The sequence below is a fragment of the Pelagirhabdus alkalitolerans genome, from assembly GCF_900096905.1.
Taxonomy (GTDB): Bacteria; Bacillota; Bacilli; order Bacillales; family Amphibacillaceae; genus Pelagirhabdus; species Pelagirhabdus alkalitolerans.
The window spans coordinates 47,838-63,347 of sequence record NZ_FMYI01000012.1; the positions used below are offsets into that span (position 1 = coordinate 47,838).

Here is a 15,510-nt window from a genome sequence, read left to right on the forward strand (position 1 = left end):
AAGAGAATGGAGGGCTTAGTTTGGCAATGGATTTTGAATTGGTTTCAGCATATAAACCCGAAGGCGATCAACCGAGAGCCATCAAGCAATTAGTCGAGGGTGTTCGAGAAGGTAAACGAGCTCAAACACTACTTGGGGCTACAGGAACAGGGAAGACATTTACCGTTTCAAATGTCGTTAAAGAAGTAAAAAAGCCAACGCTTGTGATTGCTCATAATAAAACTTTGGCAGGTCAATTGTATAGTGAGTTTAAAGAATTTTTTCCGAATAATGCGGTTGAATACTTTGTCAGTTATTATGATTACTATCAACCAGAAGCTTACGTGCCTTCTACGGATACCTTTATTGAAAAAGATGCCAGCATTAATGATGAAATTGATAAATTAAGACACTCAGCAACGACATCTTTATTTGAACGTGAAGATGTGTTAATCGTGGCGAGTGTGTCTTGTATATATGGTTTAGGTTCACCAGAAGAATATAAAAAGCAAGTTCTTTCATTGCGTTTAGGGATGGAGAAAGGACGTGATCTTCTACTTAGGGATTTAGTGGATATCCAATATGCCCGAAATGATATTGATTTCCAACGTGGTACATTTCGTGTTAGAGGAGACTCGGTCGAAATTATTCCAGCATCTAGAGAAGAGCATTGTATTCGCATTGAATTTTTCGGTGATGAAATTGATCGAATCCGAGAAGTCGATGCCCTAACGGGGGAAGTATTAGGTGATCGTGAGCATGTTGCGATTTTCCCGGCTTCCCACTTCGTAACGGGAGAAGATAAGTTAAAGGTAGCGATGAAGAATATTGAAGCTGAATTAAATGAACAACTTACTTATTTTAAAGAACACAACAAATTACTAGAAGCACAACGTTTAGAACAACGGACTCGATATGATTTAGAAATGATGGAAGAAATGGGTTTTTGTTCTGGGATTGAGAATTATTCACGCCATTTAACGTTAAGAGAATCAGGCTCAACGCCGTATACGTTAATTGATTACTTCCCAGATGATTTTATGATTGTTGTAGATGAATCCCACGTTACCCTTCCTCAAATTAGAGGGATGTTTAACGGGGATAAGGCACGAAAACAAGTCCTTGTCGATCATGGGTTTCGTCTTCCTTCAGCACTAGATAACAGACCCCTTACGTTCAGTGAGTTTGAAGATAAGGCGCACCAACTTCTATTTGTTTCGGCTACGCCTGGCCCTTACGAACTTGAGCACACACCAGAAATGGTTGAACAAATCATTCGTCCAACCGGTTTATTAGACCCACGTATCGATGTGCGTCCAATCGATGGACAAATTGATGATTTGATTGGAGAAATCAATCAGCGTGTTGATCGTGATGAGCGTGTCTTGATTACAACCTTAACAAAGAAAATGTCAGAAGATTTAACCGATTACTTGAAAGAAGTTGGAATCAAAGTCGCTTATTTACACTCCGAGATCAAAACCCTTGAGAGAATCGAGATCATTCGCGATCTTCGGGTAGGAAAATACGATGTGCTTGTCGGGATTAATTTATTACGTGAAGGACTGGATATTCCAGAAGTATCACTTGTTGCGATACTCGATGCTGATAAAGAAGGGTTTTTACGTTCTGATCGTGCACTTATTCAAACGATGGGACGTGCGGCAAGAAATGAGTCTGGTCAAGTTGTCATGTATGCGGATCGAATAACGGATTCGATGCAGCGAGCGATTGAGGAGACGAATAGACGTCGTGAAAAGCAAGAAGCCTATAACGAAGAACACGGTATAACACCTAAAACGATTGATAAAGGTGTTCGAGACGTGATTCGTGCAACGATGGTAGCAGAAGTTAGTGATGAAAGTACAAAAGAACAACCAAACTTAAGTGAATTATCGAAGAAAGAAAAAGACAAGTTAATTGAATCGATGGAACAAGAGATGAAACAAGCAGCACGCGATTTAAACTTCGAAAAAGCAGCAGAACTTCGCGATCTTGTGCTTGAATTGAAAGCGGAAGGATGAGCGTTAATGGCTAAAAAGAAAATATCAATAAGAGGGGCAAGAACGCATAACTTAAAAAATATGGATGTTGATATTCCTAAAGATCAATTAGTTGTTTTAACAGGTTTATCGGGTTCAGGAAAATCATCACTTGCCTTTGATACTATTTATGCAGAAGGGCAACGTCGTTATGTTGAATCATTATCTGCATACGCTAGACAATTTTTAGGTCAAATGGATAAACCAGATGTTGATGTGATCGAAGGGTTATCACCTGCTATTTCAATTGACCAAAAAACAACAAGTAATAACCCGCGTTCAACTGTTGCAACGGTAACAGAGATCTATGATTATTTACGTTTGCTTTACGCCCGGGTAGGACGTCCGGTTTGTCCAATACATGAAGTAGAGATTTCTTCACAAACAATTCAGCAAATGGTTGATCGTATTTTGACTTATCCTGAACGAACAAAGTTGCAGATTTTAGCTCCTGTTATTTCAGGGCGTAAGGGTGAGCATGTCAAAGTGCTAGAAGATTTAAAACAGCAAGGGTACATTCGCTTAAGAGTGGATGGCAATATGGTTGAAATCGATGATGATATCCAACTTGATAAAAATAAAAAACATACAATTGAGGTAGTTGTCGATCGTATTGTTGTGAAAGAAAAAGTTGAAACACGTCTTAGCGATTCACTTCAAACGGCTTTACGATTAAGTGATGGTCAAGTGAAAGTGGATGTGATGGGTGAGGAAGAACTACTTTTCAGTGAAAACCATGCCTGTCCATATTGTGGTTTTTCAATTAGTGAATTAGAGCCGCGTCTGTTTTCATTTAACGCCCCATACGGAGCATGTCCAACATGTGACGGATTGGGCCATAAGCGGGAAGTAGACCTTGATCTTGTCATGCCTGATAAGACCTTAACATTAAATGAGGGAGCCATTGTTGCTTGGCAACCGACAAGCTCACAATACTACCCGCAACTGCTAAAAAGTGTTTGCCATCACTATCAAATTAGTATGGATACGCCTGTTAAAGATTTACCTAAAAAAGAGCTTGATATCATTTTAAATGGAAGTAATGGAGAGAAAATTCATTTTAGTTATGAAAATGATTATGGGATGAAGCGCGATACTGATATTGCTTTTGAGGGTGTCTTAAATAATATTGCACGTCGTTTCAGAGAGACAAGTTCTGAATATATACGTGAACAAATGGAAAAATACATGGCCGAGCATTCTTGTCCGACATGTAACGGCGATCGTTTGAACAAAGAAGCCCTTTCAGTCCGTGTTAATGATACGAACATTGGTCAGGTGACACGCTTTTCTGTTGTGGAGGCCAATGAATTTTTATCAAACTTAACCTTGTCAGAAAAAGAGAATAAAATCGCCAAAATGATTTTAAAAGAACTGAACAATCGGTTAACTTTTTTAACCAATGTTGGCTTAGACTACTTAACGTTATCTCGTACAGCCGGTACTTTATCGGGTGGTGAGGCGCAACGCATTCGATTAGCAACACAGATCGGTAGTGCTTTAACGGGTGTTTTATATGTACTCGATGAACCGTCGATCGGTCTTCATCAACGTGACAATAATCGCTTAATTGAAACCTTACAACAAATGCGAGACTTAGGAAACACACTGATCGTTGTTGAGCATGATGAGGATACGATGCTCTCAGCTGATTATTTGATTGATGTCGGTCCTGGTGCAGGCGAACATGGCGGTAATGTCGTTGCTAGCGGGACACCGAAACAAGTCATGCGCCAATCCAAGTCATTAACAGGTCGTTATTTATCTGGCAAAGAGTTTATCCCTCTTCCAGCATCCAGACGTCAACCCTCTGATCGTTGGTTGACCGTTAAAGGAGCTAAAGAAAATAACTTAAAATCGATTGATGTTTCGATACCGATTGGTGTTTCCACAACTGTGACAGGTGTATCAGGATCTGGTAAAAGTACCTTAATTAATGAAATATTGCTTAAAAAACTAGCGATGACACTTTCTCGCGCCAAACAAAAGCCTGGGGAACACGATGCAGTTGAGGGGATGGATCATTTAGAAAAGGTGATAGATATTGATCAGTCCCCGATCGGAAGAACCCCACGTTCAAATCCAGCTACTTACACAGGTGTGTTTGATGACATAAGAGATGTGTTTGCTCAAACGAATGAAGCGAAAATAAGAGGTTACAAAAAAGGAAGATTCAGCTTTAACGTGAAAGGTGGGCGTTGTGAGGCTTGTAAAGGTGATGGCATCATTAAAATAGAAATGCATTTTCTTCCGGATGTTTATGTTCCGTGTGAAGTTTGTGATGGAAAAAGGTATAATCGCGAAACGTTAGAAGTAGCCTATAAGGGAAAGAATATTGCTGACGTTTTAAATATGACAATTGAAGAAGCGTTAGACTTTTTCAAAAACATTCCTAAAATCAAGCGGAAATTACAAACGGTCTACGATGTCGGCCTTGGTTATGTCAGGTTAGGACAACCAGCGACTACACTTTCAGGTGGTGAGGCGCAACGTGTTAAGTTAGCGAGTGAATTGCACCGACGTTCAAATGGGAAATCACTTTACATTTTAGATGAGCCAACAACAGGTCTTCATATCGATGATATAGGACGTCTTTTGAAAGTATTAGATCGTTTAGTCGAAAATGGCGATACAGTCATCGTGATTGAACACAATTTGGATGTTATAAAGGCAGCTGATTATATCATTGATTTAGGACCAGAAGGCGGTGATAAGGGTGGCCAAGTCGTCGCAACAGGTACGCCTGAAGAGATTTGTGAGGTAAAAGAATCTCATACTGGTCAGTATTTGGCTCCTGTACTAGAGCGTGATCGAACACGTACAGAGGAGCGGATGCAAAAGTCGAAGTAATGAATGTCGTTTTATACGTTTACTATATCTTCTTTGAAGGAATATCAAAGTGAAGGAGTGAGTCTAATGACAAAAAAATTGTATCGTTCAAATGAAAATGTCATGTTAGCCGGTGTATTAGGAGGGTTTAGTGAATATATCAATGTGGATCCAACGATTGTTAGAATCTTATATGTGATTGCTATGATATTCACAGCCTTCTTTCCACTTCTATTCTTATATATTGCAGCAGCAATTATTATACCGAAGAGTGATGTGTATCGACCATGACAAGATGGATTTTATCGCTTATATTAGATGCGGCTGCACTGGTTGTAGTCGCCCAACTATTTGAAGGCTTTCAACTTGAAACCTTTGGAATTGCGTTATTAGCTAGTTTAATTTTATCTATTCTAAATGTTATTGTTAAACCGATATTAGTCATATTAACGTTACCAATCACAATCTTATCGTTAGGTCTGTTTCTTTTCATCATTAATGCGATCACATTAATGATTACGCAATCGATTATCGGATCTGAATTTGTGATTGAAGGGTTTGGGCTGGCTATCGTTGCATCAATTGTTATTTCAATTATCAACTTAATTCTTAACAAACTCGTTAAAGATACGATATTATTAAGTAAGTAAATGTTGAGCATGGAGTTTATCTCCATGCTCACTATATTTGTTTAGGGTTAAAGCATCATGATCACATAATGAAAGGTTTTAAAATGGAGGGGTAAAGTGAAGGATATAAAGCTGCGTTTTGATTTTAATGATGAGGGATTTAATCCCATACAGTTTACGAATCCAAAAGAAGTGTATGTTGCGAATCAAATAGACGAAGTAATCCCATTGATGGAGAAAGTCCAAAAAGCTGTTCGTTCTGGTGATTATGTTGCAGGCTATCTATCATATGAAGCAGCCCCTGCTTTCAATAAAGATTTGAAAACTCATGTCTCACCTAATATGCCGATCGCTTGGTTTGCCTGTTTTAGTGAGAAACAACCTGTACAGACGATTTCAAATAAACCCTATAAATTGACTGATTGGCAGGAAACAACCTCCTACGAAGATTACGAATCCGCGATTCAAAGTATAAAGCAAGCGATTCGAATCGGTGATACATATCAAGTGAATTATACGACCCGACTTTTGAGTCTGTTTAAAGGGTCAAAGGAAAGTTTTTATCATGACTTGACCGATCATCAACAAGCAAACTATAGTGCGTATTTAAACATAGGTGATTATCAGATTTTATCTGCTTCTCCAGAATTATTTTTTAAAGTTAATAAAGGAAAGATTGAAACGAAACCGATGAAAGGGACACATAAAAGAGGGCGGACGTTAGAAGAAGATCAACGATTTAAACATTTCTTAACACAATCAGCAAAAGAACGAGCAGAGAATTTAATGATCGTGGATCTTTTACGTAATGATATTGGAAAAATTGCTGAAGTTAACTCAGTCCATGTACCTGAGATGCTAACCGTTGAAACATATCCAACGGTTCATCAAATGACGTCGACTGTTCGAGCGAGTTTAAAACGTGACACGAACGTGATCGACTGGTTCCGTGCTTTGTTTCCGTGTGGTTCGATTACGGGTGCTCCCAAAATAAAAACGATGGACTACATAAAAAGTCTTGAAACAACACCACGCGATGTCTATTGTGGTGCTATCGGTTATATAACACCTGATGAGGATGCCATTTTTAATGTACCGATTCGAACAGTTGTGATTGATGATCAATCGAATCGAGCAACTTATGGTGTAGGTGGTGGTATTACATGGGATTCACAATCTGAAAATGAGTATGAAGAGACAAAAGTAAAAGCACGTCTTTTAACAGAACGAAATCCTCGATTTTCTTTGTTAGAATCGATGCTACTCGAAAACGGTGACTTTCCATTTTATCATCAGCATTTAAATCGATTAAAAATATCAGCTGAATACTTTCAATATAAAGCCCCGCAAAAGAGTATCGAACATGTGTTAACGATTTTAAGTCGAACGTATCCAGTAGGACGATTTAAGGTTCGAGTTCAATCAAATAAAGACGGACAAATCACAGTGAATTTAGAAAAAGCTGACTCTATAAAAGAATCGCCTGTTAGTTATTTAGCAAAAAGACCGATTGATTCAAACGATCCGTTCCTATATCATAAAACGACACATCGTCAAGTATATTGGGATGTTATGGTCCGGAAATCAGATAATTTCTCAACGTTACTCTACAATGAACGGGAAGAGTTAACAGAGTTTACCATTGGAAACGTCGTGTTAGAAATAGACGGAGTTTACTACACCCCGCCAACTACTTCTGGCTTACTTGCGGGTGTATACCGGGAAAAGTTAATCTATCAAGGTGTTATCAAAGAACACGTTTTGACACTTAATGATTTAAATAAAGCTGCGTCTATTTGGTTCATTAATGGTGTACGAGGTTGGGTGAAATTAAAGGAAGTAAAAAACTGATCAACAGTTAGATGCTAACCGTGTAAGTTCTATAAAAAAATGCTACAATGGATTCACACAGTATGACTATTGCGTGAAGTGACTAGATGGAGGGATCCCGTATGGCTAAAGTGCAAACGAAAGATTTACTAGAACAATTCAAACTGGAACTCGTAGCTGGTGAAGGTGGACTTGAAAGAGAATTTATAATGAGTGACATTTCAAGACCTGGTGTTGAATTAACAGGTTATTTTAGATATTACCCTAAGGCAAGGCTTCAGGTGTTAGGAAAAACAGAACTTTCATATTTTAATGAACTATCATCTGAAGAACGAATTGAGCGTTCTAATCGTTTGTGTACAGATATTACACCGTGTATTGTTATTTCGCGTGGAATGGATATTCCAGTAGAGCTGATCAATGCATGTGATGAATCAGATGTTCCATTACTTAGATCACCTTATAAAACAACGCGTGTTGTCAGTCGTTTAACAAACTTCCTAGAGGCTAAATTTGCACCATTTACGACCATGCACGGTGTGCTTGTCGATATTCATGGTGTAGGTGTATTGATTACAGGTCAAAGTGGCGTAGGTAAAAGTGAAACAGCTCTTGAACTCGTTAAACGTGGTCACAGGCTAGTGGCTGATGATAGTGTTGAGATTAGACAGGAAGATTATGATCGTTTAATCGGATCATCACCTGATTTAATTGAACACTTACTCGAGATCCGAGGGCTCGGTATTATTAATGTTATGACACTTTTCGGTGCGAGTGCAGTTCGCTCGCTTAAAAAGATTGATTATGTTATTAATTTAGAGAGCTGGGATGAGAAGAAACAATATGATCGTATCGGAATGGATGAGGAAACGATTAAGATTATCGATGTCGATATTCCAAAAGCCATTGTACCTGTTCGTCCAGGTCGTAATTTAGCAGTTATTATTGAGGTAGCAGCAATGAATTTCCGTTTAAAACGTTTAGGTGTGAATGCGGCTGAAGAATTCTCATCTAGATTGACTAAGATGATTGATCAAGAAAAAACAAGTGTCGACAAAGGGGTTGACTATGATTAACGCGAAAGATATTGCATAGATATGTGTGTCTTTTTCGTGTTTTTCTTAAGATAAAAGGGGGAAGTTTTACGTGTCATTATTAAATGCATATCTTGATCCTATTATGATTGATGTAGGACCGATTACAGTTTATTGGTATGCTGTCATTATTGTTGCAGGTGTTGTGGCAGGTTTATGGTTAGCGACTAAAGAATCGGTACGTTTAGGATTATCAAATGAATTATTTTCAGATTTACTCATGTGGGCGTTGCCTATTGCGATTATTTCTGCTCGTCTTTATTACGTGTTATTTGAATGGCGAGCTTTTGTCGGAAGAGAATGGTGGAGTATCTTTGCTGTATGGGAGGGTGGCATTGCCATACACGGTGCATTAATTGGTTCCGTTATTACGGCATATATATTTGCACAGAAAAGAAATATACCTTTCTTTAAAATTGCTGATATCGCAGCTCCTGGTATTATTATAGGACAAGCGATCGGTCGTTGGGGAAACTTTATGAATCAAGAAGCACACGGAGGCCCCGTATCGGATGCTGCCTATGAAAATTTCATTCAATACTTACCAGCATTTATCGAAAATCAAATGGTCATTGATGGTGTCTTATACCATCCTACCTTCTTGTATGAGTCTCTTTGGAACATTGCTGTACTTGCTGGTTTACTGATTTTAAGAAGATACAACCCATTACGTGGGGAAGTATTTATTCACTATGTTATTTGGTACTCAGTCGGTCGCTTCTTTATCGAAGGCTTAAGAACCGATAGTCTCTATATATTCGGCATATTACGAACAGCACAAGTGATTTCGATTCTTCTTATCATCGGCGGTATTTTGCTTCTGATCTATAGGAGAAAATCAAAGCAAGTTGATGTTCATTATAATGGTAAAAAAATAACTCAAGTCAAAAAATAGATAGATGAATTAGGGGATGTTTGTTTGATTGCTACGTTAAAACGTGGTGTGACAAACGGATTCGGTGTCACGTTTTCTTTAGCAAAGGTGATATTTCCAGTAACCGTTATTGTGTCTGTTTTGCAGTTCACACCATTTTTAGATTGGATTGTAACTTTGATCGCCCCCTTCATGGAATGGTTTGGTTTACCAGGTGAAGCGGCAGTTCCGCTTGTTGTCGGTAATTCATTAAACCTATATGCAGGAATTGGTGCGATTGTATCTTTTGAATTTACTGTGAAGGAAGTATTCGCTTTAGCTGTTATGCTTTCTTTTTCACACAACCTATTTGTTGAATCAACCGTTGCAACAAGAGTAGGTGTCCGCTTTTCGGTTGTTATTGGTATTCGCTTGGCGCTTGCTTTTTTATCTGCCTGGTTAATTCATTTGCTTTATCCAGGTGGAGAGGAATTAGCTCAGTTCGGTTCTTTTCAAACGGACACACAGGAAGTAAGTGGTGTGTTTGAAGTATTGGTTGAATCATTGATACGTGCCCTTAGTAGCATAGGACAACTTGCATTGATTGTCATCCCACTCATGATTATCATGCAATTATTTAGAGAGTGGGGATGGCTAGATATGCTTTCGGAATACTTAGCACCGTTCACTAAACTTATTGGCATAAAACCCAATGCCTCGATGACACTTGTTGCGGGCTTAACGATTGGCTTAGCCTTTGGTGCAGGTGTAATGGTACAAGCGATTAAAGAAGACGGTGTCGAGAAGAAAGATATGTATTTATCGTTTATATTTTTAGTTGCATGTCATGCTGTCATTGAAGACACTTTGATCTTTATTCCACTAGGTATTCCTGTTTGGCCACTATTAATTATTCGAGTGACAACAGCTATTTTATTAACAAGTTTCATCGCCTTTTTATGGAACAGAGCAGAAAGGAAACAAAGAGAGGAAGCATTTAATTATGGACATTAATACAATTTTATTCGATTTAGACGGTACGTTGATTGATACGAATGCATTAATTATCGCATCGTTCACACATACGTTAGAAAAGCACACAGGTGTTTTATATAAAGAAGAAGACATTTTACCTTTTATTGGTCCCCCTTTAATTGAAACATTAACAAAGGTAGACCCAACACAAGCGAATGAGATGATGGCGACTTATCGTGAACATAACCTATCAAATCACGACGCTTATGTGAAACCATATCCTACAGTTGTTGAGACGATTAAGACATTATCTGATGAAGGTTATCATTTAGGGATTGTCACAACAAAAATTACTGAAACAGCGAAACGCGGGTTAGAATTAACAGGCCTTTTACCTTATTTTGATGTGGTCGTCGGTTTAGATGAGGTTGAACATGCTAAGCCTCACCCAGAACCAATCAATAAGGCGTTGGATGGGCTTAATCAAACACCTGTGAGTACAATAATGGTTGGAGATAACTATCATGATATCGAAGCGGGTCAGAATGCAGGAACAAAAACAGCAGGTGTTGCATGGTCGATCAAAGGTGAAGAAACGTTAGCGAATTTAAAACCAGATTATATGCTTAAAGAGATGTCAGATTTGCTAGCGATTGTACGAGGGTGAGCCGATGCGTCGAACGAAACGTTACACCGTAAATGGTCCCAATTCACTTTGGCAAATGTACTCGACTGTTCCATTTATTAAAGTCGTGAAAAACTTCATCTTTATTGAAATAGCTCGGTTTATGCCTTTTTTATCTGTTAAAAATTGGCTGTATCGAACATTTTTGAAAATGAAAGTGGGATCAACAACGGCATTTGCTTTAAAGGTCATGGTTGATTTATTATACCCAGAAAAAATTACGGTAGGAAATAATACAGTAATTGGTTATAATACGACGATCTTGACACATGAATACCTCATTGATGAGTACCGATTAGGAGAAGTGACAATTGGTGATGATGTCATGATTGGGGCTAATAGTACTGTATTACCAGGCGTTTCAATCGGAGACCGCGCGATTATAGCAGCAGGGACGGTTGTACATAAAGACGTAGAACCGAAAACATTTGTTGCAGGTAACCCAATGCGAGTAATCAACAAAATGGAAGAGTAGCTGTTCACTTTACTCATTAGAATAGAAACCGACTTTTAAGGAAGTCGGTTTTGTTATAGAAAAAACTCATCATTCGTATTTTGGCACTATTCATAATATTATCAACAACCATACGTTATATGTTATAATTTGTTTTCTACATAGGGGGGATGAAGCGATGGCTTTATCAAATCAAAATCGTCAAGAAGCATGTTTTCAACTTATGAATCAAACGTTTGATGTGTTAGTGATAGGCGGAGGTTTAACAGGCGCAAGTATCTGTCTAGATGCAAGCACTAGAGGTATGAATGTCGCACTCATCGAACAACATGATTTTGCTATAGAAGCCTCTGGTCAGTTTAATACATTGTTACTTAACCAATCGTATTCAAAATCGAAGTTTTGGAAACAGGCGTATAAAGAGCAATCGATTATCAAAAGACAATATAGTCCATTAACTCAAACGGTTGATATGGTTAATGTTGAGTACGATCGTGATATTGAACCGAACAAAATGGTAAAGATAAAAGAGCAAATGATTGACCCCCTTAAGTCGTCCCGTTATGAAAAACATGAGAAACCATTGACGAAAAAATCTTCTCATAAACGCGAACCCTTTTTGAGTTTAAATCGTGTTAAACATCTATCTCTGCATCAAGATAGTTGGATTGATCAATCTTTAATGACATTAAACACCCTAAAAAAGGCAGGTCAATTTAACGCAGATGTCATGAATTACTTAAAAGCAGTCCAATTTATTTATCATGATAAAAAGGTAATCGGTGTTGAAGTGGAAGATCAAATTACTGGAGAGCTATTTCACATCAAGGCACATTACGTTATTAACGCGACAGGTTCATCAAGTGAGAGTGTTAGAAAGCTCGATCGTTATGATCAAGAGCCGGTGCGACCTTTACCGATGCGTAAAATGATTCAATTAGTTGTGAGAAAAGAGTCTATTCCAATCAACCAACCGATCACGATTCACTATCCTTTAACCCAACAGCGTGTGACGCTAATACCCTATGGTCAATATGTTTGGATTAAAACATCAGAGCGCACGTATCAAAGTCATCCGTTAGAAAATGAATTATCAGATGAAGAGTTTTACCGGTTAGCACATGTTTTAGCGCGAGCATTTGTCAAACATACATTAGAGAAAGAAAATTTTATTGATATTCATACAGCAAATATTATTGATTATAATTTAATTGAGAACCAAACCGATCAATGGTATCAGTCAAATAGTGGATTGATTTCGACTTTTGGTGTTCCTCTGCCATTTTACCGCCTACATGCTGGTGAAGTTGTTGATATGTTAACGAAACGCTATAAAAAGGAAAAAGGTATATTGTATTCAACTTCTGATTACCGCACGTTAACGATCATGGAACAAACTAAGCTTCACCTAAACGATATTCAGTCATTGTTGATGGCAGATGATGAGTTGACTGAATTTATGTTTCAAGATTTGTCGAAACGTTATGGTGATCAATTATTTAAATTAATTAGTTACTATAAGAAAGCTGCTTTATATATGGAGAAGTATCCAATGGAGGATCAATGGTTGGCTGCAGAAGTATTGTATGCAATTGAACGTGAGGCGGTCTATAAGCCGCTTGATTTCTTAGCGCGGAGGAAACGCTACCCTCTTTATGCGCACCGGTCGATTGAAAATGATCTTGATCAAATTTTGGCTGTGATGAGAGATAAGCTTGCATGGACAAAAGAAGAATGTTCTTATTATAATCGTGAGTGTCGCTTATGGATGGATGCCCATCAAGTCACTGACGCATAGGGTGAAAAGTGTTTTGATAAAGGAGATTGCGATGGTTTTAACAACAGATTTAAACATACAAAATAAACAAAAGATCATTCCACTTACACTAAATAGTGAGTTTTATTTCCAAAAAGGAATCGATGCTTTTTATAAACATAAATTTGAACGAGCTGAAAAATGGATTTTAAAAGCGATGGAATTAAATCCAAATGAAGCTGTTTATCCATCCCAATTATCTGTACTTTACACTGAAACAGGTGCTTATCATAAAGCCAATCAAGTCCTATTAGATGTTTTAGATCAACATGGTGATACTTATTTTGATTGTTACTACCTATTAGCCAATAATTTTGCGCATTTAGGTTTATTAAAAGAAGCAGAGCGATATGCTGAAGCCTATTTAGAAAAAGATCCAACAGGCGAATTTGCTTCAGAGACAGAACAACTTTTAACCCTACTTGATATGAGTTTAGAAGAGGAAACAGACGATTGGGTATTAGAAAGAGAAGACGAACTGTTAAAATTGCAAGAAACGGCCTTTTATTATATGCAAAGACAACATTATAAGGAAGCATTAGCTGTTTTAAATGAGTTACTAGAACACTTTCCCGAACATATAGTTGCTAAGTATGATTATCAGTTCGCATTGTTTTTTTCTGGTGAAAAGGAAAAAGCCTTAGAATATGCGCTAAAAGAACGTACAGACACGGTTTATTCATTATTTAATCTCATTACCTTTTATTATCATTTAGGTCAAAAAGAAAAAGCGTATCTATTATCGAATCAATTAATGAACTTAATGCCAATACAAGTAGAAAAGCGCTTAAGAATCGCCTTAGTTTTTTCTGAAATTGTTTATCTCGAGAAGGCATATGAACGCTTTGATGCATTGCCATCACAAAAAGTGCAACACTTTTTAACATACTACAGGGAATTTGCTCGAACGTCTTACGATATGGGGTATACAGAAAAGGCGCAAAAAATTTGGGAAAAAGCATGCTTGAAGCATCCTGACTTAAAAGAAGAAAGACCGCCATGGCAGTCTTTTTAATAATATAAGCATAATACTGGACGAAAGAAGTTAAAAATACGATAATGGGTATAGTAATCATTACGATTTAGATCTTAATTAATTATTTAACTAACACTTAAAGAAGGGATGAATGAACATGACTGAAGAACGTATTTATGATGTTATTATTATCGGAGCAGGGCCAGCCGGTATGACAGCGGCGGTTTACACGTCACGTGCCAATTTAGACACACTAATGATCGAAAGAGGCGTACCAGGTGGTCAAATGGCTAATACGGAGGATGTTGAGAACTATCCAGGTTACGATAGTATATTAGGACCGGATCTATCGAATAAAATGTTTGATCACTCTAAGAAATTTGGTGCTGAATACGCTTATGGTGACATAACAGAAGTCATTGATGGTACAGAGTACAAAACAGTTGTCGCTTCTAATAAAACGTATAAAGCGAAGGCTATTATTATTGGTACAGGTGCAAAATATAAAAAATTGGGCGTTCCTGGTGAAGAAGAATTATCAGGAAGAGGTGTATCGTATTGTGCTGTATGTGACGGTGCATTCTTTAAAGACAAAGAATTAATTGTTGTAGGTGGTGGTGACTCTGCTGTTGAAGAAGGTGCCTACTTAACGCGTTATGCAAGTAAAGTAACAATTGTTCACCGTCGTGATGAATTACGTGCACAAAAGATTTTACAAGATCGTGCATTTAAAAATGAAAAAGTTGATTTTATTTGGGATACAGTCCTTAAATCAATTAACGAAGAGAACGGCAAAGTGGGCTCTGTAACATTAGAAAATGTTAAAACAAATGAAACGTTTGAGAAAAAAGCAGATGGTACATTTATCTATATTGGATTAGAACCATTAAGTGAACCATTTAAATCATTAGGTATTACAAATGAAGAAGGCTATATTCCAACAAATGAACAAATGGAAACAGAGATACCTGGAATTTTTGCGGCTGGAGATATTCGTGATAAAACATTGAGACAAATCGTAACGGCTACGGGTGATGGTAGTATTGCTGCACAAAATGCACAGAGTTATATTGAAGAACTAGAAGAGAAATTAGAAGCAATTGAACAATAATCTATTTTTTAAAATCTTCACTCGATCTTAACCTGACTGTAACACCTATGAAATAACTAGGGGGTATACTATTAGTGAGTGATAACCCCCTTTTTTATTATATACGTTTTTGCGCAGACAGTTTTGTCTGCGTCTTTTTTTGTGGCTCTAAAATATATGTTGGGGTAAAGATACAATTCAACATGTTGCTTTTATAATAAAGTGATGTGTGATCGACTACTCGCTTGCCGCGGGCAC

General features: G+C 37.6%; 13 protein-coding genes. All 13 read left to right on the forward strand.

Annotation, left to right across the window (positions count from 1 at the left end):
* Positions 1–26 precede the first annotated feature (26 nt).
* The 13 genes from uvrB to trxB all read left to right on the forward strand — a co-directional run bounded on the left by uvrB (position 27) and on the right by trxB (position 15,273).
* The gene (gene uvrB / locus BLR62_RS11585; RefSeq protein WP_425438881.1) at positions 27–2,003 is read left to right on the forward strand and encodes an excinuclease ABC subunit UvrB; all 1,977 of its coding nucleotides are present in this window, start codon (positions 27–29) and stop codon (positions 2,001–2,003) included.
* A gap of 6 nt (positions 2,004–2,009) precedes the next feature.
* Positions 2,010–4,871, forward strand: a complete 2,862-nt coding sequence (gene uvrA / locus BLR62_RS11590; protein ID WP_090797124.1) for an excinuclease ABC subunit UvrA — start codon at positions 2,010–2,012, stop codon at positions 4,869–4,871.
* Between the two features lie 66 nt (positions 4,872–4,937).
* On the forward strand, positions 4,938–5,141 hold the full coding sequence (locus tag BLR62_RS11595; RefSeq protein ID WP_090797127.1) for a PspC domain-containing protein: 204 nt from the start codon (positions 4,938–4,940) through the stop codon (positions 5,139–5,141).
* Positions 5,138–5,500 carry a phage holin family protein gene (locus BLR62_RS11600; protein WP_090797129.1) on the forward strand — a complete coding sequence of 121 codons (363 nt, stop codon included), beginning with the start codon at positions 5,138–5,140 and terminating at the stop codon, positions 5,498–5,500. Before BLR62_RS11595 ends, BLR62_RS11600 begins: the two co-directional genes overlap by 4 nt.
* A 96-nt stretch (positions 5,501–5,596) precedes the next feature.
* A complete protein-coding gene (pabB, locus tag BLR62_RS11605) occupies positions 5,597–7,330 on the forward strand; it encodes an aminodeoxychorismate synthase component I (protein ID WP_090797132.1) in 1,734 nt (577 codons plus the stop codon).
* Positions 7,331–7,431: 101 nt separating this feature from the next.
* Positions 7,432–8,385, forward strand: a complete 954-nt coding sequence (gene hprK / locus BLR62_RS11610; protein ID WP_090797134.1) for an HPr(Ser) kinase/phosphatase — start codon at positions 7,432–7,434, stop codon at positions 8,383–8,385.
* A gap of 103 nt (positions 8,386–8,488) precedes the next feature.
* Positions 8,489–9,298 (forward strand): prolipoprotein diacylglyceryl transferase, encoded by an 810-nt coding sequence (gene lgt, locus BLR62_RS11615; RefSeq protein WP_218119776.1) that lies wholly within the window; start codon positions 8,489–8,491, stop codon positions 9,296–9,298.
* A 24-nt stretch (positions 9,299–9,322) separates the two neighbouring features.
* Complete coding sequence (locus BLR62_RS11620; protein ID WP_090797138.1) at positions 9,323–10,270, forward strand: nucleoside recognition domain-containing protein; 948 nt, start codon at positions 9,323–9,325, stop codon at positions 10,268–10,270.
* On the forward strand, positions 10,260–10,898 hold the full coding sequence (gene ppaX, locus BLR62_RS11625) for a pyrophosphatase PpaX (RefSeq protein ID WP_090797140.1): 639 nt from the start codon (positions 10,260–10,262) through the stop codon (positions 10,896–10,898). The genes BLR62_RS11620 and ppaX overlap by 11 nt, the downstream gene beginning before the upstream one ends.
* Positions 10,899–10,902: 4 nt before the next feature.
* Positions 10,903–11,391: an acyltransferase gene (locus tag BLR62_RS11630; RefSeq protein WP_090797141.1), complete on the forward strand. Its 489-nt coding sequence runs from the start codon at positions 10,903–10,905 to the stop codon at positions 11,389–11,391.
* A gap of 157 nt (positions 11,392–11,548) precedes the next feature.
* Complete coding sequence (locus BLR62_RS11635; RefSeq protein ID WP_090797143.1) at positions 11,549–13,168, forward strand: FAD-dependent oxidoreductase; 1,620 nt, start codon at positions 11,549–11,551, stop codon at positions 13,166–13,168.
* 31 nt (positions 13,169–13,199) lie between these two features.
* On the forward strand, positions 13,200–14,201 hold the full coding sequence (locus BLR62_RS11640; protein WP_176759292.1) for a tetratricopeptide repeat protein: 1,002 nt from the start codon (positions 13,200–13,202) through the stop codon (positions 14,199–14,201).
* A 118-nt stretch (positions 14,202–14,319) separates the two neighbouring features.
* Entirely contained in the window at positions 14,320–15,273 is a 954-nt protein-coding gene (gene trxB, locus BLR62_RS11645; RefSeq protein WP_090797151.1) for a thioredoxin-disulfide reductase, read from the forward strand.
* Positions 15,274–15,510: the final 237 nt, after the last annotated feature.

Bases quoted from the DNA above. Each gene is read 5' to 3' on its own strand.
- uvrB (WP_425438881.1), top strand. From the start codon at position 27: ATGGATTTTGAATTGGTTTCAGCATATAAACCCGAAGGCGATCAACCG.
- uvrA (WP_090797124.1), top strand. From the start codon at position 2,010: ATGGCTAAAAAGAAAATATCAATAAGAGGGGCAAGAACGCATAACTTA.
- BLR62_RS11630 (WP_090797141.1), top strand. From the start codon at position 10,903: ATGCGTCGAACGAAACGTTACACCGTAAATGGTCCCAATTCACTTTGG.
- BLR62_RS11600 (WP_090797129.1), top strand. From the start codon at position 5,138: ATGACAAGATGGATTTTATCGCTTATATTAGATGCGGCTGCACTGGTT.
- BLR62_RS11595 (WP_090797127.1), top strand. From the start codon at position 4,938: ATGACAAAAAAATTGTATCGTTCAAATGAAAATGTCATGTTAGCCGGT.
- ppaX (WP_090797140.1), top strand. From the start codon at position 10,260: ATGGACATTAATACAATTTTATTCGATTTAGACGGTACGTTGATTGAT.
- trxB (WP_090797151.1), top strand. From the start codon at position 14,320: ATGACTGAAGAACGTATTTATGATGTTATTATTATCGGAGCAGGGCCA.
- lgt (WP_218119776.1), top strand. From the start codon at position 8,489: ATGATTGATGTAGGACCGATTACAGTTTATTGGTATGCTGTCATTATT.
- hprK (WP_090797134.1), top strand. From the start codon at position 7,432: ATGGCTAAAGTGCAAACGAAAGATTTACTAGAACAATTCAAACTGGAA.
- BLR62_RS11640 (WP_176759292.1), top strand. From the start codon at position 13,200: ATGGTTTTAACAACAGATTTAAACATACAAAATAAACAAAAGATCATT.
- BLR62_RS11635 (WP_090797143.1), top strand. From the start codon at position 11,549: ATGGCTTTATCAAATCAAAATCGTCAAGAAGCATGTTTTCAACTTATG.